General features: G+C 72.4%; 21 protein-coding genes. 10 read left to right on the top strand and 11 right to left on the bottom strand.

Annotated features, from left to right (window positions below; all coding sequences use genetic code 11):
* The first annotated feature begins 108 nt into the window (after positions 1 to 108).
* On the top strand, positions 109 to 849 hold the full coding sequence (locus ACTMTU_RS08400) for a hyaluronoglucosaminidase (protein WP_441262849.1): 741 nt from the start codon (positions 109 to 111) through the stop codon (positions 847 to 849).
* 31 nt (positions 850 to 880) lie between these two features.
* Positions 881 to 1,045: a hypothetical protein gene (locus tag ACTMTU_RS08395; RefSeq protein WP_441262848.1), complete on the top strand. Its 165-nt coding sequence runs from the start codon at positions 881 to 883 to the stop codon at positions 1,043 to 1,045.
* 70 nt (positions 1,046 to 1,115) lie between these two features.
* Here ACTMTU_RS08395 and ACTMTU_RS08390 read toward each other — a convergent pair whose 3' ends face one another.
* The gene (locus ACTMTU_RS08390) at positions 1,116 to 2,303 is read right to left on the bottom strand and encodes an Ig-like domain-containing protein (RefSeq protein WP_441262847.1); all 1,188 of its coding nucleotides are present in this window, start codon (positions 2,301 to 2,303) and stop codon (positions 1,116 to 1,118) included.
* A 190-nt stretch (positions 2,304 to 2,493) separates the two neighbouring features.
* Here ACTMTU_RS08390 and ACTMTU_RS08385 point away from each other — a divergent pair, with 190 nt between their 5' ends.
* Genes ACTMTU_RS08385 through ACTMTU_RS08365 form a run of 5 tightly spaced genes read left to right on the top strand, consistent with a single transcriptional unit; the run spans position 2,494 to position 8,169 of the window.
* Positions 2,494 to 3,669 (top strand): lipid II:glycine glycyltransferase FemX, encoded by a 1,176-nt coding sequence (locus tag ACTMTU_RS08385; RefSeq protein ID WP_441262846.1) that lies wholly within the window; start codon positions 2,494 to 2,496, stop codon positions 3,667 to 3,669.
* Positions 3,666 to 5,408, top strand: coding sequence for a murein biosynthesis integral membrane protein MurJ (gene murJ, locus ACTMTU_RS08380; protein ID WP_441262845.1), 1,743 nt, complete (start codon positions 3,666 to 3,668; stop codon positions 5,406 to 5,408). Before ACTMTU_RS08385 ends, murJ begins: the two co-directional genes overlap by 4 nt.
* A gap of 21 nt (positions 5,409 to 5,429) precedes the next feature.
* Positions 5,430 to 6,110 (top strand): response regulator transcription factor, encoded by a 681-nt coding sequence (locus ACTMTU_RS08375; protein ID WP_159692327.1) that lies wholly within the window; start codon positions 5,430 to 5,432, stop codon positions 6,108 to 6,110.
* Positions 6,107 to 7,588 carry an ATP-binding protein gene (locus ACTMTU_RS08370; RefSeq protein WP_441262844.1) on the top strand — a complete coding sequence of 494 codons (1,482 nt, stop codon included), beginning with the start codon at positions 6,107 to 6,109 and terminating at the stop codon, positions 7,586 to 7,588. The genes ACTMTU_RS08375 and ACTMTU_RS08370 overlap by 4 nt, the downstream gene beginning before the upstream one ends.
* The gene (locus tag ACTMTU_RS08365; protein ID WP_441262843.1) at positions 7,585 to 8,169 is read left to right on the top strand and encodes a hypothetical protein; all 585 of its coding nucleotides are present in this window, start codon (positions 7,585 to 7,587) and stop codon (positions 8,167 to 8,169) included. Before ACTMTU_RS08370 ends, ACTMTU_RS08365 begins: the two co-directional genes overlap by 4 nt.
* Before the next feature lie 29 nt (positions 8,170 to 8,198).
* On the opposite strand, the gene ACTMTU_RS08360 is transcribed toward ACTMTU_RS08365, so the two are convergent.
* On the bottom strand, positions 8,199 to 9,014 hold the full coding sequence (locus ACTMTU_RS08360; protein ID WP_441262842.1) for a serine hydrolase domain-containing protein: 816 nt from the start codon (positions 9,012 to 9,014) through the stop codon (positions 8,199 to 8,201).
* Positions 9,015 to 9,034: 20 nt separating this feature from the next.
* Entirely contained in the window at positions 9,035 to 9,499 is a 465-nt protein-coding gene (locus tag ACTMTU_RS08355; RefSeq protein WP_441262841.1) for a GNAT family N-acetyltransferase, read from the bottom strand.
* Positions 9,500 to 9,585: 86 nt separating this feature from the next.
* On the opposite strand from ACTMTU_RS08355, the gene ACTMTU_RS08350 reads away from it, so the two are divergent.
* Positions 9,586 to 10,041 (top strand): MerR family transcriptional regulator, encoded by a 456-nt coding sequence (locus ACTMTU_RS08350; RefSeq protein ID WP_441262840.1) that lies wholly within the window; start codon positions 9,586 to 9,588, stop codon positions 10,039 to 10,041.
* A gap of 4 nt (positions 10,042 to 10,045) precedes the next feature.
* Positions 10,046 to 11,059, top strand: coding sequence for an aldo/keto reductase (locus tag ACTMTU_RS08345; protein ID WP_441262839.1), 1,014 nt, complete (start codon positions 10,046 to 10,048; stop codon positions 11,057 to 11,059).
* Positions 11,060 to 11,332: 273 nt separating this feature from the next.
* Here the strand turns inward: ACTMTU_RS08345 and ACTMTU_RS08340 are convergent, their stop codons facing one another.
* Positions 11,333 to 11,791, bottom strand: coding sequence for a carboxymuconolactone decarboxylase family protein (locus ACTMTU_RS08340; protein WP_441262838.1), 459 nt, complete (start codon positions 11,789 to 11,791; stop codon positions 11,333 to 11,335).
* 86 nt (positions 11,792 to 11,877) lie between these two features.
* On the opposite strand from ACTMTU_RS08340, the gene ACTMTU_RS08335 reads away from it, so the two are divergent.
* Positions 11,878 to 12,753 (top strand): sigma-70 family RNA polymerase sigma factor, encoded by an 876-nt coding sequence (locus tag ACTMTU_RS08335; RefSeq protein ID WP_441262837.1) that lies wholly within the window; start codon positions 11,878 to 11,880, stop codon positions 12,751 to 12,753.
* Positions 12,754 to 12,858: 105 nt separating this feature from the next.
* Here ACTMTU_RS08335 and ACTMTU_RS08330 read toward each other — a convergent pair whose 3' ends face one another.
* The 7 genes from ACTMTU_RS08330 to ACTMTU_RS08300 form a co-directional block, all read right to left on the bottom strand.
* A complete protein-coding gene (locus ACTMTU_RS08330) occupies positions 12,859 to 14,055 on the bottom strand; it encodes an acyltransferase family protein (protein ID WP_441262836.1) in 1,197 nt (398 codons plus the stop codon).
* Positions 14,052 to 15,182 (bottom strand): alpha/beta hydrolase, encoded by a 1,131-nt coding sequence (locus tag ACTMTU_RS08325; RefSeq protein ID WP_441262835.1) that lies wholly within the window; start codon positions 15,180 to 15,182, stop codon positions 14,052 to 14,054. Before ACTMTU_RS08325 ends, ACTMTU_RS08330 begins: the two co-directional genes overlap by 4 nt.
* Before the next feature lie 149 nt (positions 15,183 to 15,331).
* On the bottom strand, positions 15,332 to 16,015 hold the full coding sequence (locus ACTMTU_RS08320) for a response regulator (RefSeq protein WP_441262834.1): 684 nt from the start codon (positions 16,013 to 16,015) through the stop codon (positions 15,332 to 15,334).
* Positions 16,012 to 17,394 carry a sensor histidine kinase gene (locus tag ACTMTU_RS08315; RefSeq protein ID WP_441262833.1) on the bottom strand — a complete coding sequence of 461 codons (1,383 nt, stop codon included), beginning with the start codon at positions 17,392 to 17,394 and terminating at the stop codon, positions 16,012 to 16,014. Before ACTMTU_RS08315 ends, ACTMTU_RS08320 begins: the two co-directional genes overlap by 4 nt.
* Positions 17,395 to 17,489: 95 nt before the next feature.
* On the bottom strand, positions 17,490 to 18,350 hold the full coding sequence (locus ACTMTU_RS08310; protein ID WP_441262832.1) for a DUF4429 domain-containing protein: 861 nt from the start codon (positions 18,348 to 18,350) through the stop codon (positions 17,490 to 17,492).
* A gap of 84 nt (positions 18,351 to 18,434) precedes the next feature.
* Positions 18,435 to 19,637 (bottom strand): alpha/beta hydrolase, encoded by a 1,203-nt coding sequence (locus ACTMTU_RS08305; protein WP_441262831.1) that lies wholly within the window; start codon positions 19,635 to 19,637, stop codon positions 18,435 to 18,437.
* Between the two features lie 172 nt (positions 19,638 to 19,809).
* On the bottom strand, positions 19,810 to 20,475 hold the full coding sequence (locus ACTMTU_RS08300; protein WP_441262830.1) for a TetR/AcrR family transcriptional regulator: 666 nt from the start codon (positions 20,473 to 20,475) through the stop codon (positions 19,810 to 19,812).
* Positions 20,476 to 20,561 lie beyond the last annotated feature (86 nt).

Here is a 20,561-nt window from a genome sequence, read left to right as displayed (position 1 = left end):
CGAATCACGTAACCGGCAGCCGCGCCCTACAACCAAACGGGCTCCATCACGGTCCCTTCCCTCGGTGCGCCGCAGGCGGCGCGAGATACATGGGAGAAAGGCGTACAGATGGCCGTGTCACGGAGGTTGTTCCTTGGAGGGTTCACCGCGGGGGCGGTGACGGTGGCCGCGGCCGGCGCCGCTTCACCGGCCGCGGCGGCCGAAGCGGAAGGCCCCACCACGACGTTCGACGGGCCGGTGGCGGCCGAGGGGTTCAGAACGGACTCCACCATCAACTCCGGCTTCTTCAAGACGACTTCCACGACCGATCATGCCGTCACGGTCTGGCAGGCGGGCACCGCCGGCAGCGGCGTGGCCTTGAACATCGTCTCGGACAACCCGGATGACTCGGCCGTGTACCTGAGGGGCACGGAGAAGGCGCACGGCACGCTGAAGATCTCGCACACGGGGCACGCGGACGGATCCGACCAGAAGGCTTCCGCGCTGTCCATCGATCTGCTGACGGCGGGGACCGCGGCCCAGGGCATCTTCGTCAAGGCGGGCAACGGACCCACCACCGGCAACCTGATATGCCTGCGCAACAACGGGCGGGACGACTTCGTCGTGAAGGGCAGCGGACGGGTCGGCATCGGCATGAGCGTGGGCGCCAATCCTTGGTCGCAGCTCCATGTCGTGCAGCAGCAGGGCACCGACTCGGCGCTGATGGTCGAGGGCACGGTACGGATCGTCGACGTCGCCTCCGTGCCCACGGGCGTCGACTCGAAGGGCGGCGGCGTGCTGTACGCGAAGGACGGGGAGCTGTGGTGGCGCGGACCCGGCACCACGCCCACCCGTATCGCGCCCGCCTGAGCACCACATACGTAACCCCGGAGGAAACGACATGGAACTGACCCCGGACGAACTGGTCGCGGAGTTCCGCGACGCGGTCATGGAGCTGTACTTCGCGCGTAAGCGCATCGCGATCCTGGAGGCGGAGAACGCCGCGCTGCGGGCCCGCCTCGCGGCAGCGACGGCCGCGGACGAGCCGGCGGGCGCCACCGCCTGAGCAGGCAGGTGTCGCACGAAGGGCGGGCGGTCGCCGGACCGGTGACCGCCCGCCCGCACCCCCGCTCGGCTCAGCGCAGCGCGCTGCGCGCCTGCCACTCGGTCCACGGCACGTTCCACGCGCCGAAGCCGTTGCCGGGGGCGGGGACGCCCTTGGTGTCCTTGCCCTTGATCTCGAAGGGGTCGCCCGGGCGGACCTGGGCGTAGAACCAGGCGGCGTTCGCGTCGCTCATGCCGATGCAGCCGGAGCTCTTGTTGGCCTTGCCCATCCACCTGTCGTTCCAGGGCGCCGCGTGCGCGTACATCCCCGACCAGGTGAGCCGCATCGAGAAGTCGACCATCTTGTCGTAGGCGTCGGCGAGGCCGACCGTCTCGGAGTTCATGTTGATCGTGCCCTCCTTGGCCATCAGGACCGTCGTCCCGCGCCAGGAACGCTTGTCGCCGCCGGGAGTGCCGCCGGAGACCGGGATCGTACGGACCGCCTTCCCGTCCCGCTCCAGGGTGAGCTGCTTGCGGTCGAGGTCGACCTTGACGACCTGGCTCGCGCCGATCGTGAACGTGGTCGCGTAGTCGCGGACGAACCAGCCGCCGTCGCCGGAGTCGGTGCCGTTCAGCTCGGCCCGGAGGGTGACCCTGGTGCCGGGCTTCCAGTACTCCTTGGGCCGCCAGTCGATCCGGTCACGGCCGGAGTAGTCCTCCATCCAGCCCCAGGAGCCCTCCGTGCCGCCGGAGGTGGTGATCTTCAGCTGCTTCTCGACGGCGGCCTTGTCCGTGACCGGGTTGTCGAAGACCAGGGAGACGGGCTGGGCGATGCCGACCGTCGTGTCGGCGCCCGGCCGCCAGTCGACCTTGTTGACCTTGTCGGCCGACGCCGTGGTGAACGTGGACGTGGCCGTGTTCCTCGTGCCGGCCTTGGTGGCCGTCACGGCGGTGACCTTGTACGAGGCGCCGGGGACGGCCTTGCGTCGCGAGCTCCAACTCGCCTTGTCCGTAGAGAGCTTGCCCGCGAGGGAGTGGCCCTCGGCGTCGGTGACGGTGACCGAGGTGAGCGTGCCGCCGGTCGCGGTGACCGTCACCGGCACGCCGGCCCGCACGGCCTTGCCCTGCGGAGAAACGGTCACCGTCGCCGGGCGGTCCTCGGCCGCCGTCGAGGCTCCGGCCTTGCCGTCCGCGGCGGGCGTGCCCGATCCGGACGAGCAGGCGGCGAGCGGGGCCAGCAGCACCGCGGCCGCCGCGATGCGCACACGTATGTGGCTCAACGGAGCCTCCGTCAGTGGTCGATGGGTGGGTTCGTGGCGACTCTAGAGCGGCAGAAGCGCAGGTGAGAGGCGCTGCGGCGATGTGACAGCGACTGCAGACGAACGGTCATCGTCCGGTCACATCCGCCGCGCGGAGCGGTCACGGACGGCTGTGAGCATCCTCGTCGTCACCCAGAGAGAGGCTCACACCGTGTCAGCGCTGCTCGTGCCGGCCGCCGCCCGCGGCCAGGAAACACCGCTGGGTTCCGTCGACGCCGCGACGTACCGCGCGTTCCTCGCGTCCCGCACCGGTTCGGACCTCGGCGCCGGGTTCCTCCAGTGCCCGTCCTGGGCGCAGGTCAAGGAGGGCTGGCAGGCCCGGCTCGTCGGCTGGGGGCCCGATCCGTCCTCCGGCGCGCTGTCCGGTGCCGCGCTCGTCCTGCTGCGCCAACTGCCGCGCACGCGCAAGTTCTTCGCCTACCTGCCGGAGGGGCCCGTCGCCGACTGGGCGGACCCCGGAATCGACGCCTGGCTCGACCCGCTGCTGCGGCATCTGCGGGCGGCGGGCGCCTTCGCCGTACGGATCGGGCCGTCGCCCGCGTACCGCAGCTGGAGCGCGGCCGGGCTGAAGGCGGCGACGGGGCCGGGGCGCCGGCTGTCCGACGTCCTCGCGACCGAGGTGGATCCGCTGGGCACGGCGGTCGCGGAGCGGCTGCGGGCACGGGGCTGGCAGCGGTGCGGCGGCGAGGACGACGGTGACGCGCAGCCGCGTCACGTCTTCCGCGTCCCGCTCGCCGGGCGCACCCAGGAGGACCTGTGGTCCGGGCTGAACCAGGAGTGGCGGCGCAACGTCCGGCGCGCGCAGAAGTCCGGCGTGGAGGTGGTGGTCGGCAGCGCGGCCGACCTGCCCGAGTTCTACCGGCTGCTGCGCATCACGGAGGAACGCGACGGCTTCCGGCTCGGCCGGTCGCTCGCGTACTACGAGCGCCAGTACGCGGCCCTCAACGCGGAGGAGCCCGGCCGGATGAAGCTGTACCTCGCCCGCCACGGCGGCGAGATACTCGCCGCGCACACCATGATCCATGTGGGGCGCCGCGTCTGGTACCAGACCGGCGCCTCCGCCGACCACCGCCGTGAGGTCCGCCCCTCCAACCTGCTGCAATGGCGGATGCTCCTGGACGCCAAGGCACTCGGGGCCGACGTCTACGACATGCGCGGGGTACCCTCCACCCTCGACCCCGACGACCGTCCGTACGGGCTGCTGCGCTGGAAGCTCGGCACCGGCGGCGAGGTCGTCGAGACGCTGGGGGAATGGGAGAGACCGTTGGACGGCACCGCCAACCACGCGCTGTACCGCGCGTTCCAGGCCTATCTGGCCCGCCGGTGAGCCGCCTCGCCGACACCGCGCCGACGGCCGCCGGCGCCCCGGACGTCGGCCCCGCTGCCGCCCAGGAGGAACAAGGCCGGGAGCAGAGTGGGGAGGGGGCCCTCGACGGCGGGTCCGTCGCGCGGAGCGGTCTCCTCATGGCGGCCGGTTCCGTCGTGTCACGGGCCACCGGCTTCGTACGGTCCGCCGTGGTGGCCTCGGCGCTGGGCGTCGGTCTGGTCGCCGACGGGTACGCCGTCGCCAACGCGGTCCCCACCATCGTCTACATGCTCCTCCTCGGCGGCGCGCTCAACGCCGTCTTCGTGCCCGAGCTCGTCAAGGCGGCCAAGGAGCACGCCGACGGCGGGGCCGCCTACACCGACCGGCTGCTCACGCTCTGCGTCCTCGCCCTGCTGGTGCTCACCGGCGCCGCCGTGTGGGCCGCCCCCGCGATGATCGGCGCGTACACCGACTACGACGGCGAACAGGCCGCCATGACGGTCGCCTTCGCCCGCTACTGCCTGCCGCAGATCTTCTTCCTCGGACTGTTCACCCTGCTGGGGCAGGTGCTCAACGCCCGTGGCCGGTTCGGCGCCATGATGTGGACACCCGTCCTCAACAACGTCGTCGTCATCGCCGTGTTCGGCCTGTACCTGGCGACCGGCGGCAGCGGCGGACTCTCCCCGTCCGAGACCGCGCTCCTCGGCTGGGGCACCACCGCCGGCATCGCCGTGCAGGCGCTCGCGCTGCTGCCCGCCCTTCGGGCGGCGCGCTTCCGCTTCCGGCCCCGCCTCGACTGGCGCGGCGCCGGACTGACCCGGCCGATGCGCTCCGCGGGCTGGCTGGTGCTGCTGGTGCTGACCAACCAGGCCGCGTTCTGGGTGACGACCCGGCTGGCCACGACCGCCGGGCTCCAGGCGCAGGCAGTCGGCATCGAGGGCGCCGGTTTCAGCGCCTACAACAACGCCTACATCCTGTGGGCCGTGCCGCACGGCATCGTCACCGTCTCCCTCATGACCGCCCTGCTGCCCCGGATGAGCGCCGCCGCGGCCGACGGCGACACGGGCGGACTGCGCCGGGACATCGCGTACGCCCAGCGCAAGAGCGCCGCCCTCGTGGTGCCCGCCGCCTGCGTCCTGCTCGCCCTCGCCCAGCCGGTTTTGGCCCTCGTCTTCCAGTACGGGCGCACCGGTGCCGACGACATCGCCGTCATGGCGGGCACGCTCATGGCCTTCGCGCCCGGACTCGTCGCGTTCTCGGGGCAGTACGTGCTGTCCCGGTCGTTCTACGCCCTGTCCGACACCCGTACGCCGTTTCTTCTGAACCTCCTGATAGCGGGCCTCAACGCGGGCCTGTCCCTGGCCGCCTACCTGCTGCTGCCCGCCCGCTGGGCCGTCACCGGGATCGCCGGCGCCTATTCGCTGGCCCTGTTCGCGGGCTGGCTGCTGACCGCCACCGTCCTGCGCCGCCGCATCGCACCGGCGGTGCCCGGGGCGGCGCGCCCCGCCGGACTGCGGCGCTCCGCAACCGTCGCCGCCCAGGCCCGGTTGCTCACCGCCGCCGTCCCCGCCACGGCACTCGGCCTCCTGGTGGCACGCTGGGCGGCGCCGGCCGGGCCCGCCGCCCAGGCCGCGGCCGGCATGCTCGCCATCGCCGCGGTGTTCGCCGCGCTCGCCCGGCCGCTGCGGCTCACCGAACTCGACGCGCTGCTCTCCGGCGCCGCCGCCCGGCTGCGCCGCGCCCTGCCCACCCGCCGCTGATCACGACCTGGAGCCCCACCGATGCCCCGCGTCCTCCTCATCGAAGACGACCCCTCCGTACGCGAAGGCGTCGAGCTCGGGCTGCGCCGCCGCGGTCACGAGGTGCGGACCGCGGCCACCGGCGAGTCCGGGCTCGCCGCGCTCGCCGAGTTCCGTCCCGACCTGCTGCTGCTGGACCTGATGCTGCCCGGCATGAACGGCGTACAGGTCTGCCGCCGGGTACGGGAGGACAGCCAGCTGCCGATCATCATGCTCACCGCCCGCGGCGACGACTTCGACGTCGTCATCGGCCTCGAGGCGGGCGCCGACGACTACATCGTCAAACCCGCCCGCACCGAGGTCATCGAGGCCCGTATCCGTGCCGTGCTGCGCAGGATGGAGGCGCCGGGCGGCCGTCCGTCCGTCGAGTTCCACGGCGAACTCGCGATCGACCGCGCAGGGCTCACCGTCGCCAAGAACGGCGAACGCCTCGCCCTGGCGCCCTCCGAGATGAAGCTGCTCCTGCACCTGACCGCCGCGCCGGAGCAGGTGTTCAGCCGCCAGCAGTTGCTGGAACACGTCTGGGAGCACAGCTACCACGGTGACGCGCGGCTCGTCGACGCGTGCGTACGGCGGCTGCGCAACAAGATCGAGGACACACCGGGCAGTCCGCGCTACATACAGACCCTGCGGGGCTTCGGCTACCGCTTCGGACCGCTGTGACCCGCCGCCGCACGGGCGCCGCGGCCCGTGACCGCCGGATCGCCCCCTTCGGGCTGCGCACCCGCCTCGTCCTCGCGTTCCTGCTGGTCGCCGCGGTCAGCGCGGGGACCACCGCCACCCTCACCTACCGCGAGGCGCGCAGCGCCGTCCTGGCCAGCGCCCAGGACACCGCGGTCGCCTCGTTCCGCGAGCAGGTCGAGACCCTGGCCCCGGAGCTGCCGATCGACCCGGCGATGCTCCGGGAGTACCTCTTCGCGATCGCGAGCAAGTCCAAGCCGCACCCCTGGGTCGTCTTCGCCGAGTACGGTTCGCTGCGCGTGTCCTCCGGCACCAACCCCGCATCGACCGTCATCACGCCGGATCTGCGACGCATGACCCTCGCCCGCTCCCGGGGCAGCTTCCAACGGGTCGTCAGCAATGGCGTTCCGTACCTGACCATCGGGGTGCCCGTCCTGGTGCGCACCGGCCCCGGCAGCAGCATGCCCAGCGGACTCGTGCTGTTCGCCGTGATGCGGATGACCGACGAGGAGGCGAACGTCGACGCCCTCGTCACCGCCGCCCGCAAGGGGGCACTGCCCGGACTCGCCGTCGCTCTGATACCCGCGCTGATCGCGGCGCGCGGTGTGCTGCGCCCGGTGCGCCAACTCCGGCGCGCCGCCCGCTCGATGGGCAACGGTCGGCTGGACACCCGTATCCCGGTCCGGGGCAGCGACGAACTCGCCGACCTGGCCCGCACGTTCAACGAGTCCGCGGGCCAGCTCGAACGGTCCGTGGACGAGCTGCAGCAGGCGGAGGCGAGGGCCCGGCGCTTCGCCTCCGACGTCTCGCACGAGCTGCGCACCCCGCTGGCCGGGATGCTCGCCGTCACCGAGGTGCTCGACGAGGACGCCGACGGCCTGGACCCGGACACCGCGCGGGCCGTGCGGCTGATCAGCGCCGAGACAGGCAAACTCGCCGTGCTCGTCGAGGACCTGATGGAGATCTCCCGGTTCGACGCCCGCGCGGCGGAACTGAACACCGACGAGGTCGACGTCGGCGAGACCGTCCGCAAGACCCTGGACCACCGCCGCTGGGGCGAGCGGGTCCGCACCGACCTCCCCGACGGCATCCGGGCGCGCCTCGATCCGCGGCGCTTCGACGTCGTCGTCGCGAACCTGGTCGGCAACGCGCTGCGGCACGGCTCGGAACCCGTCACCGTACGGCTGTCGGTCCAGGGCGAACTGCTGGTCGTCGAAGTGGCCGACAGCGGACCCGGCATCCGGCCCGAGGTGCTGCCGCACATCTTCGAACGGTTCTACAAGGCCGACGCGGCCCGTACCCGCTCGGCCGGAAGCGGGCTCGGACTGGCCATCACCCAGGAGAACGTCCGCCTGCACGGCGGGACGATCCGGGCCGCGAACGGACCGGACGGCGGGGCCGTCCTCACCGTCGAGATCCCGCTGCACGGGCCGCACGGCAGCCAGGAGGCGACGGCATGAGACGGCGCGTCCGCGCGGCGACGGCCCTGGCGGCGCTGCTCGTGCTCACCGGCTGCGGCATTCAGAAGACGGACGTCATCGAGGCGGGCGGTCCGGCGACGCTCGACGTCCTGCCGGCCCGCGAGCACCGCATGATGGCGTTCTTCCTCTCCCCGGACGGCCTGCTGGTGCCGTCGCCGAGATCGGTCGACACGAGGGTCTGGGACGGAGCCGTCGGCCCGGAGTCGATTACCGCCACGGAGCCGCCGTCGACCGCCAAGACGGTCGCGGCCCTGCTGGCCGGCCCGAACACGGCCGAGAAACGGGCCGGGCTGAGCAACGCACCGTCGCTGCCCGATCCGTCGACCGTGGCGGGGACCGAGATGTCCGGGGGCACAGCGAGGCTCACTCTGGACACGTCGCTGGCCCCGCTGACCAGGGTCGCCCGGCAGCAGCTCGTGTGCACCGTCGCTTACGCGGAGAGCGACAACGGCGGTGTGCCGGTGGTCCTGGTGGGCACGGACGGCCCACAGCCCGCCGCGACCTGCGACAACGGGGCCCGCCGTCCGGCGTCGACCGTGACCCCTTCCGAGACGGGCTGATCCCCCATACCTGTCGGCGGGACGCCCCGTCAGCCGCGCAGCTCCGCCAGCACCGCGTCCGTGAACGCGGGCCACGCCTCGATCGCCCACGGCCCGAAGGCCCGGTCGGTGAGCGCCACGCACGCCGCCCGCGCGTCCGGGTCGATCCACAGGAAGGTGCCGGACTGGCCGAAGTGGCCGAAGGCGCGCGGCGAGGACGAAGCACCCGTCCAGTGCGGGGATTTGGAGTCGCGGATCTCGAAGCCCAGACCCCAGTCGTTGGGCTTCTGGTTCCCGTAACCGGGCAGCACACCGGACAGGCCGGGGTGGACGACCGTCATGGCCTCGAGCACCGTCCGCGCGTCGAGCAGCCGCGGCGCCTGCACCTCGGCCGCGAACCGCGCCAGGTCGTCGACGGTCGACACACCGTCCTTGGCGGGGGAGCCGTCCAGTGTGGTGGACGTCATGCCGAGCGGCTCCAGCACGGCCTGGTGGAGATAGTCGGCGAACGGGATGTCGGTGGCCTTGGCGATGTGGTCGCCGAGCACTTCGAAGCCGGCGTTCGAGTACAGCCGGCGGGTGCCGGGCGCGGCCATGGCCCGGTGCTCGTCGAAGGCCAGCCCCGACGTGTGCGCGAGCAGGTGCCGGACGGTGGCCCCCTCCGGGCCGGCGGGCTCGTCGAGCTCGATCGCGCCCTCCTCGTACGCGACGAGCGCCGCGTAGGCGGCGAGCGGCTTCGTCACGGAGGCGAGGGGGAAGCGCCGGTCCGTCGGGCCGTGCGAACCGGCGACCGAGCCGTCCGCTCGTACGACGGCGGCCGCCGCGGTCGGTACCGGCCAGTTCTCGATCATCGCCAGGCTCTGCATGGCTACGAGCCTAAACGGTGCTACAGACTCAGCCGCATCGCCGGGTCAGGGGTGCGGACGAAGCCCAGGGAGGCGTACAGCGGCTCGCCGTCCTCGGAGGCGCGCAGATCGATCTTGCGGACGCCGCGCTCACGGAACCAGCCGAGCAGCCCCTCCACGCAGGCACGTGAGTAGCCGCGGCGGCGCATGTCCTCGTCCGTGGCGACACTGAAGACATAGCCGCAGGTGCCCTCCGGGTTGCCCGGGCTGCCGAGCCGGTGCTCGATGGTGCCGACCGCGCACGCGGCGAGCCCGCCGCCCGGACGCTCGACGACGAACGCCGTGAGGGTGCCGTCCGGGTCCGCGAGCCGGTCGCGCAGCGTCGCCACGGCCGCGGGCTGCCAGCTGACATCGGGGCTCGGCCCGGCGACGGAGTCCGTCATGACCTTGCGGAGACGCACCAGCTCTTCGGCATCGGCGGGGGTGGCGCGGCGGGAGAGGCTCATGATCAGCAGGCTAATTCCGGCCGCGCCGGAAATGCCAGCGGATTGAGCTTGCTTCGAGTGCACTCCAACGTTTTAGCGTGGAGGGCATGACGGTGATCGAGAGCACCCCCGCCAGGACCGATCTCTGCAAGGCCGCCCCCCGCGCGCACCCGCGCCCCGAAGGGCAGGACCGCTATACCATCAGCGAGGTCGTCGCCTTCACCGGACTCACCGCGCACACCCTGCGCTGGTACGAGCGGATCGGCCTGATGCCGCACGTCGACCGTTCCCACACGGGCCAGCGGCGGTTCACCAACCGCGACCTGGACTGGCTGGCCTTCGTCGGCAAACTGCGGCTGACGGGGATGCCCGTCGCCGACATGGTCACGTACGCCGAGATGGTCCGGGAGGGCGAGTCGACCTTCGAGGCACGCGCGGAACTGCTCCAGCGCACCCGGCGCGACGTGCTCGCCCGGATCGCCGAACTCCACGACACCCTCGCCGTCCTGGACCACAAGATCGAGTTCTACGCGGACGCCCGGCGGGCTCCGGAGAGGTCCTGACCTGATGAACGACAGCAAGATCGCACAGGTGCGCCTCGGCACTGAAGGACCCCTCGTCGGCGTCCAGGGCCTCGGCTGCATGGGCATGAGCGAGTTCTACGGCGACACCGACGAGGCGGCGGCGAGGGAGACCCTCGAGGTGGCGCTCGCCGAGGGCGTGACATTCTTCGACACGGCCGACGTGTACGGGCGGGGCGCCAACGAGGAGTTCCTCGCGCCGTTCGTCGCCGCGCACCGGGACGAGATCACGCTCGCCACCAAGTTCGCCATCGTACGGAACGACGACCCCCACTACCGGGCCGTGCGCAACGACCCCGCGTACATCCGGCACTCCGTCGAAGGCAGTCTGCGGCGGCTCGGCGTCGACGTCATCGACCTCTACTACATGCACCGGCGCGACCCGGCCGTGCCGCTCGAGGAGTCCGTCGGCGCGATGGCGGAACTCGTCGAACGGGGCCTCGTCAAGCACCTCGGCCTCAGCGAGGTGACCGGCGCCGAACTGCGCGAGGCGCACGCCGTGCACCCCATCGCGGCCCTCCAGTCGGAATGGTCCCTCTTCAGCCGCGACGTGGAGCGCAGTGCGGCCGGCGCGGCCGCCGAACTCGGTGTCACGCTCGTGCCGTACTCGCCCCTCGGCCGGGGCTTTCTCACCGGCGCGTTCACCGACGCCGGCAAGGACCTGTCCGAGGACGACTTCCGCCGCCACCAGCCCCGCTTCACGGGGGGCAACGCGCAGCGGAACGCCGCGCTCCTGGAGCCCGTCCACAAGATCGCGGCGGCGCGCGGGGCGAGCGCGGCTCAGGTGGCGCTGGCATGGGTCCACCAGCGTGCCGACGCCCACGGCCTGACGGTCGTCCCCATCCCGGGCACGCGCAGGCCCACGCGCCTGCGGGAGAACCTGGCGGCGACGCGGCTGGTCCTGACGGAGGCGGAGCTGGCGTCGCTGGAACCGGTGGCGGGGCAGGTGGCGGGCGACCGGTACCCGGACATGTCGTCGACGTCGACGGCGCGGGAGTAGCACCTGCGGGGCGTTTCCCTCACCCCTCCCTACGGCCTGACGGCCGTGGGGGGATCCCCATTTCCCGTGACCGTCCACCGCCCGGACCCGTCCACCGCCCGGACCCGTCCACCTGCTCCGCACCGTCCGCGTCCCACAGCCGTGAGTTCGGCCCTTGGCCCTCGTGCCTGATGACCGGGTGGTGGCACCGGCGCTACATGGCCCCCGGTCACCGTCGCACCGGCCGCAGCTCGGTTGCCACTGAGCGGTCAGTGGGTGAGTGCCACGCCGGGCTCAGCCCCAGGTCCGGCCGGCCGGTTCCTTGACGGTGCGGTTGAGCCGGTTGAAGAAGTTGGTCAGCGCGATCTCCAGGTTGATCGCGCCGATCTGCTCCTCGGTGAAATGGGCGTTGACCTCTTCCCAGACCTCGTCGGTCACGCCCTCCGCACCGTCCTGCAACCGCGTCGCGGCCTCGGCCAGCGCCAGTGCCGCCCGCTCCGCAGCGGTGTAGAACGGCGCCTCGCGCCATGCCACCACGTTGTGCAGCCGCTCGTCGGTCTCACCGGCCTTCTTCCCCCCGGCGACACTGGCGTGGACGCACGCCGAGCAGCTGTTGATCTGGCTGACGCGCAGGTGGACCAGCACAAGCAGCTTCGGGTCGACGCCCCCGGCGGCTATCGCCTTGTGGAGGTGCTGGATCGCGGTCCACAAGTCGGGGTTGTTCGTGCTCTTGTTCTTGAGTCGGTTCTCCATACGAGCGTGCTCTCCTTCATCGGGTTACGTTGCGGGGCTTGTGCCCGTCACCCCTATGACGGAGCGCCTTCCACGGAGGTAACGCCATGCCCGGTACCCGGTCCACGGATCCGATCGCCGATGCCTTCGAGTCCCATCGCGACCGGCTACGAGCCGTCGCCCACCGCGTGCTCGGATCACACGCCGACGCGGAGGACGTGGTCCAGGAGGCGTGGCTGCGTCTCTCCCGCCAGGACACCGACACCATCCACAACCTCGGCGGCTGGCTGACCACCGTGGTCGGCCGCATCAGCCTCGATGTCCTGCGGTCGGGCCGGACCCGCCCGGAAGTCTCCTTGGACGACCGGCCGGCCGAGTACACCGTGACGCTCGACGACGGTCCTGCTCCGGAAGACCTCGTGGAACTCGGGGACTCCGTCGGCCTCGCGCTCCTTACGGTTCTCGACTCGCTGCGCCCGGACGAACGACTGGCGTTCGTGCTGCACGACGTGTTCGCCGTGCCCCACGGAGAGATCGGCACCATCCTCGGCAAGTCCGCAGACGCCACGAAGATGCTCACCAGCCGCGCCCGCAGAAAAGTACGGGCCTCCCCGCGGCCGGAGAGCGCAGGACGTCAGCAACGCGAGGTGGTGCAGGCCTTTCTGGCGGCGGCCGGCGACGGTCGGTTCGAGCAACTGCTGCAGGTTCTCCACCCCGAAGTGAAGTTCACCGTCCACACCCCCACCGGCCGGTTCGTCACGCTCGGAGCCACCGAAGTCGCCACCCGCGCACGAGTGGCCGGCAGTGCGGCACGCGGACACGCGGCAATCGTCAACGGCCGCCCCGGCGTCATCTCCTGGAACGAGGACGGCACCCCCCTCGCAGTCCTGGCCTTCACCGTCGCCGACGGCCGCATCACCGAGATCACCGCGGTGGTCGACCCGGCCGAACTCGCACTCATGGGCCTGCCGGACCCGGTGTGACTCCGTACCGGCGATGGCCGCTCGTCCTGATGTGCTCCTCCCACGGCCGCCGGGCCGTGGGAGGAGGGGAGGCGAACACGCCCCGCGCAGCGGCCACGCCCACCGTCACGCCCATCCGAACGCGAACACCGCGAACCCCACCGCCAGCGCCCCCGCCACCGCACGCGCACTCCGCGCGCCCTGCGGCCACGGCGTCTCGAAGACCCGCGCCCGGCGGGCGATCAGCGCCAGCAGGCACGCGAACACCGGCAGCCACGCCACCCTCGCCAGGATCCAGCCGACCGAGTCCGGCGGCGTGGTCAGGCCGGGGATCTCCCCGAGGAGGGACGCCGGTACGGCCGCCGCCAGCATCGCCGTCTGGTGCCAGCACAGGATCGTCATCGCCGACAGGTTGACGACGACCACCGGCGCCCACAGCGCGGGCCGGCTCAGCAGCCGGCCGAGCCGGCCGTGCAGCAGGATCGCCGCCCCGCTCTGCGCCGCGGCCAGCGCGAGGACCAGCAGCGACGGCGGATGCGAGTTGGTGCGGGCCTCGCCGGGCACGCCGACCATCGACGCCGGGTAGTCGAAGACGAGCAGCAGCAGCGCGAACAGCGCCACGCCGCCGATCAGGAGCCCCCGCGCATGGCGGCGCCCGACGCGGCCCTCGCCCCAGCTCACTCCGAGCTGGTAGGCGAACAGCCAGCCGGGGAGGATGTTGACGAGTCCGAGCCACCCCGGCACCGCGCCGGCGTCGGCGTACGGCCCGTACCGCAGCAGGTCGACCACCGCGACGGTGAGCAGCAGTGGCGCCGCCGCCCACGCGCCCATGCGGCGGGCGGCGCGTACGCAGTACGGGGTGAGGGCGGTGATCACTGTGTACACGCCCACGAACCACAGGGGTTGCACCACCAGCGTCGACCCGGTCCGCAACGTGTCGCCGGGTACCCCGAGCCACCACAGCACCGGGATCAGCACGGCCCACACGGCGGTGACGCCGAGGACCGGCCGGCCGAGGCGGGCGACGCGCTGCCGCAGCCACGCACCGGTGCTGCCGCTGCGGCGGTGGTAGGAGAGGACGGACGCGTGACCGCCGACGAGGAAGAAGACGCCCAGCATCTGAAGCACCCAGCTGACCGGTGCGAAGAAGCCGAACGCCGTGAGCGGGCTGGCGTTGTGCAGCGCGCCGTCCGTGTCGAGGGTGAAGCCGCCGAGCAGCCAGTGGCCGGTCGGTACGGCGAGCAGGGCGAGCGCCCGCAGCCCGTCGATGGCGCGGTCACGGTGGGCGGGCGTCCGGGCCTCGATCTTCTCGACGAGCCTCATCGCGCCACTCCTTCCAGGCTTCCGCCCGCGACGGCGGCCCGGTCCCCGACGGCGGTCGGGTCCGCGACGCCGGCCCCGGCCGGGTCGGCGGCCCCGGCCGGGTCGGCGGCCCCGTTCGCGATCGCGGCGAACGCGCGCAGCGAGTCGGTGCCCGGCACGAAGTAGCCGGTGTGGCCCTCGGCCAGTTCCGCGGGGATCCGGCGGGCACCGAAGGACGGGTCGGTGGGGTCGTTGCCGTGGCCGAGGTCGAGGAGCTGCACGCCGGGGACCTTGGAGATCCAGTCGGAGTCGTCCTTGGCGGCCCACACCCGCGCGTCCGTGCGCAGCTCGCGCACGTGGTCGGCGCGCATCCCGGGAGAGGCCAGCACCACGATGTCGCGGGCGTTCACCTCGTCGGCGGCGAGCCCGCAGACGACGGAGCCGTAGCTGTGGCAGAACAGCACGGGCTTCGGCGCGCCGGTCGCGGCGAGGCCCTCGGTGAACCGGGCCAGCCGCGCCGCGCCCGCCTCCGCGAGCTTCCCGGTAGCGGCGTCGAGACCGACCCCGACGGGCGTGGTGTAGCCGGTCCAGGCGACGACGGCGGTGCCCCCGCCGGCCGCTGCCCGCAGGGCGGTCGCCATGCCGGCGGGTGTGCCGTACGGGTCGCTCGCCCGGTCGAAGGTCCCGGCGTCGATGTCGGAGCCGGGGACGACCACGGACACCTGGCGGGCCCGCTCGAGGTCCCCGTGGACCTCGGCGACCTGACCACGGCCGCGCGGGTCGAAGGCGAGGATCTGCCGCCCTGCGAGCCGCTCGTACGCGGTGCCCCGCAGGGCAAGGGCGTTGGCCCGGTAGCGCAGCCGGACGGGCACGCCGTCGAGGTTGCCGACGACGAGCGGATGGCGGTGGACCAGCCACTGCCGCTCGTCGTCGCTCAACGACCCGAAGAACGCGGCGACTTCCGCGGGCGCCGCCGATGCCGGGTCGGGCAGGGCCCGGCCCAGCGAGGTGTCCGCCGTCCACGCGGCGCTGCCCGGCGGCGGCCCCGTCACCGGGTGCTGTGCGTTGCCCGAGGCCCATCCGGTGGTTCCCGCGGCCACCGTCGTCGCGAACGCGACGGCGACCAGGGTCCTCTTGTAGCGGCGCATCGGCCCGCCTCCTTCTTCCCGACTCCGTTGCTGTGGCGGGAGGAAGGTAGGAAGGGGACGGGTGACGGCACGTCACACCGGGGAGCCAACTCCGGTGTCGTACCGGAGTATCACCGGGTGGAGAAGGGTCGGAGCGGCCGGTCCGGGCCTCAGCCCGCGGCCTCGCCGGGCCGGACCAGGCCCGACTCGTAGGCGAAGATCACGGCCTGGGCCCGGTCGCGCAGGTCGAGCTTGGCCAGCACGCGGCCGATGTGTGTCTTCACGGTCTGCTCGGCCAGCACCAGATGCCCGGCGATCTCCTGGTTGGACAGGCCCCGCGCGATCAGCTCGAGGACCTCCGTCTCACGCGGCGTCAGCCCGTTCAGCCGCAGCGAAGGGTCCCGGCGCGGGGCGGGCCGCTGTGCGGCGAAGTCCGCGATCAGCCGGCGGGTCACAGACGGCGCGAGGAGCGCCTCCCCGGCGGCGACGATCCGTACGGCGGCGATCAGGTCGGCGGGCGGCGCGTCCTTCAGCAGGAAGCCGGACGCGCCGGCGCGCAGCGCCTCGTACACGTAGTCGTCCACGTCGAACGTCGTCAGCATCAGCACCTTGGGCCGGTGCACGACGGCGGTCGGCGGGTTCAGCAGCTCACGTGCGGCGGCGAGCCCGTCCATCTCCGGCATCCGTACGTCCATCAGGACCACGTCGGGGTGCGTGGTGCGGCTGACCTCCACGCCCTTGCGGCCGTCCGGAGCCTCGCCCACCACATCGATGTCGCTCTGCGCCGCGAGCAGCGCGGCGAACCCGGCGCGCACCATGGCCTGGTCGTCGACGATGATCACGCGAATGGTCAACTGGCGTCCTCGGTCCGCTGGGTGTGCGTGCTGTTCCCGGTCCTGCCCGCGTTCTCAGCGGATGTCCCGGCGGTGTCGTCGGCGGTCAGGGGAAGACGTGCCGCGACCCGGAAACCGCCGTCCGGCAGCGGACCGGTGTCGAGACTGCCGCCGGTCAACCGTACGCGCTCCCGCATCCCGACGAGCCCGTGCCCCGTCCCCGTCGTCTCCAGGGGCGAAGTGGGCGCCGGGGCGGGGCCGTTGACGACCAGCACGGTCAGGTCGGACCCGTCGGACGTCACCGACACCCGCGTCGGCGCGCCGGGCGCGTGCCGTACGACATTGGCCAGCGCCTCCTGCACGATCCGGTACCCCGACAGGTCCACGGCCTGCGGTACGGAGCCGAGGTCCGCGGCGAGCGACAACTCCGCCGGCACCCCGGCCCGTACCGTCGCCTCCACCAACTGCTGCACCCTGTCCAGACCGGGCTGCGGGGCCCGTTCGCCCTGCGCGTCCTCGCTGCGCAGCACGGACAGCAGCCGCCGCATCTCGGTCAGCGACTCACGCGCGCTCGCCGCGATCGACGTGAACTCCTCACGCGCGGCGTCGGGGAGGGCCTCGATCCGGTACGGTGCCGAGTCCGCCTGCACGGTGATCACCGACATGTGGTGCGCCACGACGTCGTGCAGTTCACGGGCGATACGGGCGCGCTCCTCGAGCAGCGTGCGCTGGGCCCGCTCCGCCTCGCTGATGGTCTCCTGCACGATCAGTCTGCGCTGGGCGTCACCGCGTTCGCGCAGCGCGCCGGTGACGACGAGGACGACGCCGCTGAGCACGAACAGCAGCAGATGCACGCCGTCGCTGAGTTCCTGCGAGACCAGTTCGAGCGCGAAGCCCGCCGCGCCGGTCGCCAGCCACACGGCAAGGAGCGTGCGGCGCGGCTCGCGCAACCCCAGGAAGGCCATCAGCAGCAGATGGCCGACAACGGCCATCGGGGTCCACGGCCAGGTCCTGTCGCCGGTGCCGTCCGCGCCGAGCAGCGCCAGCGCGCCGACCACGTCGGCGCCGAGGACGATCCACCATGCCTGCAGCGGGCGGGTCACGGCGAGCAGCAGCGGCGCGGTCTGCGCAGTGGCGAGCGCGCCGGCGACGGCGCCGCCGAGCTTGTAGTCCTGGGTCAGCACGGTGGTGGTGACGGGCAGCAGCGTGGCGACGAAGGCGAGGGCGACGCCGTACGGGAGCAGCCGGAGCCAGCGGCTCCCGGCGCCCCCGAGGAGGGGAGCGGTGGAGGCGGACGGCGTACCGAGGTCGGCGGCGAGCCGTCGTCCGGCACGCCGCGCGACGGCGCGGGCTCGGGCGCGGATACGTGTGCCGGCGCCGGGGCGGGTGGTTTCTGGCATGACGGGGTCAGCGTAGGCGGGGCGGGGTGGCCGGGGCGTCGTACTCCGGTCGTGGGTGGCGGGTCATACCGTGGTCCGATCCCCGTGAAGCCCCGTCACAGCTCCGCCAGGAGCTCCGCCTTCTTGCGGCTGAATTCCTCGTCCGTCACGAGCCCCGCCAGATGGAGGTCCCCCAGGTGACGTATGCGGTCCGCGATGTCCGCCGGGTCGCGGCGGGCGGCGGGCACGGTCAGGGCCGGGGTCTGGTTCTGGCGGCGGACGGATTCGAGGACCGCCGCGGCGAACGGCAGCGACTCGTGCACCGGCCCGTAGCCGAGCCCGAAGACGACCGCCGCCGGGTCCTGGTCCGCCGGCCCCGCGTCCTGCGTGCCGTCCGCGCCGCGGCGCAGCAGCCGCAGGTAGCCGTCGAAGACCTCCGGTGAGCGCCATTCGACGCCGCACAGTTCGGAGACGGCGAAACTCTGGTCGCCGGCCTTCCACTTCGCGGAGGAAGCCCCCGTCCAGAACCACCGGAACGCCACGTGCGAGCCGTCGAAGGACGCCTTCCCGTCGTAGGCCTTGAAGCCGAGCGGCGCCTCGGGCGCGGAGACGAGGTACTGGTCCGCGGGCCGGCCGGCGTCGGGGCCGAGGACGGCGCGCAGTTCGTCGGCGTAGTACTCGGCCAGCGTCTCCCGCTCGGCCGGCAGCACCAGGCGGTAGGGGTCGCACACGTCCTTGAGCTGCCCGGCGGCCGCCTCCATCAGCGGATCCGCGCCCGGTCTGGGCACAGCGTGCAGCACCACCGTGCCGCGCTTGCCCGGGGTGAGCGTCACCGATGCCAACGCCTCGTGCGGGATGCGGCGTTCGCGCAGCGAGGAGAGGAGCTTCGGTGTGCGGATCCCCCGTTCGAAGCGGATGAGCACGGAGTCGGTCTCGAACTCCCAGGTGGCTTGAATTCCGGCCAGCACATCACCCATGTGCCTCATCGTATGCGGCTCACGCCTGCGCGTCTTCCCTCGGCGGCCACCCCTTTTGGGCGGGCTCTACGCGCGTCAGCCCGCTCAGGCACCGGAAATACCACTGCGGCATGTGTCGGTGCCCGATGCGCAGCTCACGTCGGCGTAGGCGCCGACACCCAGGCCGGCGAAATTGCGGACGCTCTCGGTTCCCGGCTCGAAATAGCCGGTATGGCCGACGGCGCCCTCCGCGGAGAGCACCCGCGCCCCGAACTCCGGGAGGACCGGGTCCTCACCGTGGCCGAGCCCGCCGACCTCCAGGTGCGGTACGCCCTCGATCCAGTCGTCGGCGTCGCGCATCGCCCAGATCCGGGCCTTCGTGTGCAGGCCGGCGACGTTCTCCGCCCGCATGCCGGGGCTGCCGGCGACGGCCACGTCGCCGACCCGGGCGGGCAGTTGCCGTGCGGCGACCCCGCAGACCACGGAGCCGTAGCTGTGGCAGAACAGTGAGACGGGGGAGCGTCCCGGAAGCGCCTCGGTGAGCTCGACGAGCCGGACGGCGCCGTTCTCCGCGAGCCGTCCGATGGCCGACTCCATGCCGACCCCGACCGGGCTCGTGTAGTCGCCCCATGCGATGACGGCCGTACGCATGCCGGGTGCGGCCGCCCGCTGGGCGGCGTACAGGGACCGGGCCATGCCGACCGGCGCGCTGTACTTGCGGGCGGTCCGCTGGAAGGTGAGCAGGTTGGTGTCGACGCCGGGCACGACCACCGAGATGCGCTGGGCCCTGTCCAGGTCCCCGAAGACCTCGGCCACCCGGCCGGCACCGGACGGGTCGAAGGAGAGGATCTGCCGGTCGGGGTTCATCAGCGCCTGGAACCGGTGCATCCGCCGTACGGCCTGCTGGTGTCCGGCGGCCGTGAGCCCGGGATCGCCCACCCGCTTGCGCTCGCGGGCGAGTGAGTCCGAGAGGGCCCTGCGGTTGGCCAGGTACCGGAGGGTGACCGGCGCCCCGTTCAGATTCCCCACGATGCGCGGGTAGTCCTTGGCGAGTTGCCTGCTCCGCTCGCCGCCGATCGACATGAAGAAGGCGGCGAACCGCTGCGGCCCGCTGTCCAGACCGGGCAGTTCACGGGCGCCTATACGTCCCTTGCTCCAGCCCGCCAGTTCGGCCTCGAGAGCGTCACGGGCGCCCGGCTGCTGCCGTACGGCGGTCCAGCCGGTGGTCGCCAGCATCACGAACACCACCGCGAGGGCGAGCAGGGTCCGCCACGCGGTCAGGGAGGGGGAGGAGTCGAAGGAAGTCACTGCGGGACACCCTAGGAGAAGGGTGCGGGCCTACGCGAAGAGCGTGAGGTACATCACGTGTCGGAAGGGGGATTGATGGGGAGGAGGGTGACGTTCCGTGAGGCCCGGCGCTCGGCAGGGCGCATTTCCCCTGCGCACGGCGGTCGTTGGGCACGAGGAGGCGTCCTGCGCCTCAAGGGCCGGACGGTGAGGGCCGCTCGCGGGTGCGCCAGTTCTCGGCGAGTGCGGGACCGAGGTGGTCGAGGAACGTCTCCGTTAGCGAACGGATCGCGTCGACGCTGGGATCCTCGCCCTGCCCCCACAGCCGCCCTGTGGCCCGCATCACGCCGCTGAACGCGGCCACGGCCACCCGGGGCCTGGGGTCGGCGTTCACATCGAGCCCCTCCCGTTCGGCGATGAGCCTGGCCAGCGCCTCCTCCGTCTCGGTGGAGCGGCGCATGTGCGCGGCGAGCAGCGCCGGGGTCGACTCGATCATCTGGAAGCTGCGCATGTACAGATCGAGCGGAACGATCTCCTCGACCGCTTCCCCGATGGCGTCCCAGGAGGCGAACACGGCATTGCGCAGGGCCTCGAAGGGGCCTTCCTCCGCGGGACGTCCGCGCAGCACCACGGCGTAGTGGGCCTCCAGGATCTCCTGGACGGCGAAGGCGACCTCTTCCTTGGACGCGAAGTAGCGGAAGAAGGTGCGCTGGGACACCTCGACGGCCTCCGCGATCTCGTCGACGGTCGTCCGCTCGTATCCCTGGGTGGTGAACAGCTCGAGGGCGACACGTACCAGTGCGTCTCGGGTGCGCTGTTTCTTGCGGGCGCGCAGCCCGGTCGGCTCGGCCGTGGTCACTTCATGTTCCTCATTTCGCTGCTTCCACCTGCGTCCATTGTCCGCTGAGTCACGTGACAGTTACCGACTAGTGAACTTGTTTGTCA

The sequence above is a fragment of the Streptomyces sp. OZ13 genome (assembly GCF_052068155.1).
Lineage (GTDB): Bacteria > Actinomycetota > Actinomycetes > Streptomycetales > Streptomycetaceae > Streptomyces.
Note: the sequence above shows the minus strand (reverse complement) of the source record. Positions and strands in the feature narration are given on the sequence as shown.

Coding starts and splice junctions, on each gene's coding strand:
- ACTMTU_RS08400 (WP_441262849.1), top strand. CDS start 109: ATGGCCGTGTCACGGAGGTTGTTCCTTGGAGGGTTCACCGCGGGGGCG.
- ACTMTU_RS08395 (WP_441262848.1), top strand. CDS start 881: ATGGAACTGACCCCGGACGAACTGGTCGCGGAGTTCCGCGACGCGGTC.
- ACTMTU_RS08375 (WP_159692327.1), top strand. CDS start 5,430: ATGCCCCGCGTCCTCCTCATCGAAGACGACCCCTCCGTACGCGAAGGC.
- ACTMTU_RS08365 (WP_441262843.1), top strand. CDS start 7,585: ATGAGACGGCGCGTCCGCGCGGCGACGGCCCTGGCGGCGCTGCTCGTG.
- ACTMTU_RS08360 (WP_441262842.1), bottom strand. CDS start 9,014: ATGCAGAGCCTGGCGATGATCGAGAACTGGCCGGTACCGACCGCGGCG.
- ACTMTU_RS08355 (WP_441262841.1), bottom strand. CDS start 9,499: ATGAGCCTCTCCCGCCGCGCCACCCCCGCCGATGCCGAAGAGCTGGTG.
- ACTMTU_RS08350 (WP_441262840.1), top strand. CDS start 9,586: ATGACGGTGATCGAGAGCACCCCCGCCAGGACCGATCTCTGCAAGGCC.
- ACTMTU_RS08345 (WP_441262839.1), top strand. CDS start 10,046: ATGAACGACAGCAAGATCGCACAGGTGCGCCTCGGCACTGAAGGACCC.
- ACTMTU_RS08340 (WP_441262838.1), bottom strand. CDS start 11,791: ATGGAGAACCGACTCAAGAACAAGAGCACGAACAACCCCGACTTGTGG.
- ACTMTU_RS08335 (WP_441262837.1), top strand. CDS start 11,878: ATGCCCGGTACCCGGTCCACGGATCCGATCGCCGATGCCTTCGAGTCC.
- ACTMTU_RS08330 (WP_441262836.1), bottom strand. CDS start 14,055: ATGAGGCTCGTCGAGAAGATCGAGGCCCGGACGCCCGCCCACCGTGAC.
- ACTMTU_RS08325 (WP_441262835.1), bottom strand. CDS start 15,182: ATGCGCCGCTACAAGAGGACCCTGGTCGCCGTCGCGTTCGCGACGACG.
- ACTMTU_RS08315 (WP_441262833.1), bottom strand. CDS start 17,394: ATGCCAGAAACCACCCGCCCCGGCGCCGGCACACGTATCCGCGCCCGA.
- ACTMTU_RS08310 (WP_441262832.1), bottom strand. CDS start 18,350: ATGGGTGATGTGCTGGCCGGAATTCAAGCCACCTGGGAGTTCGAGACC.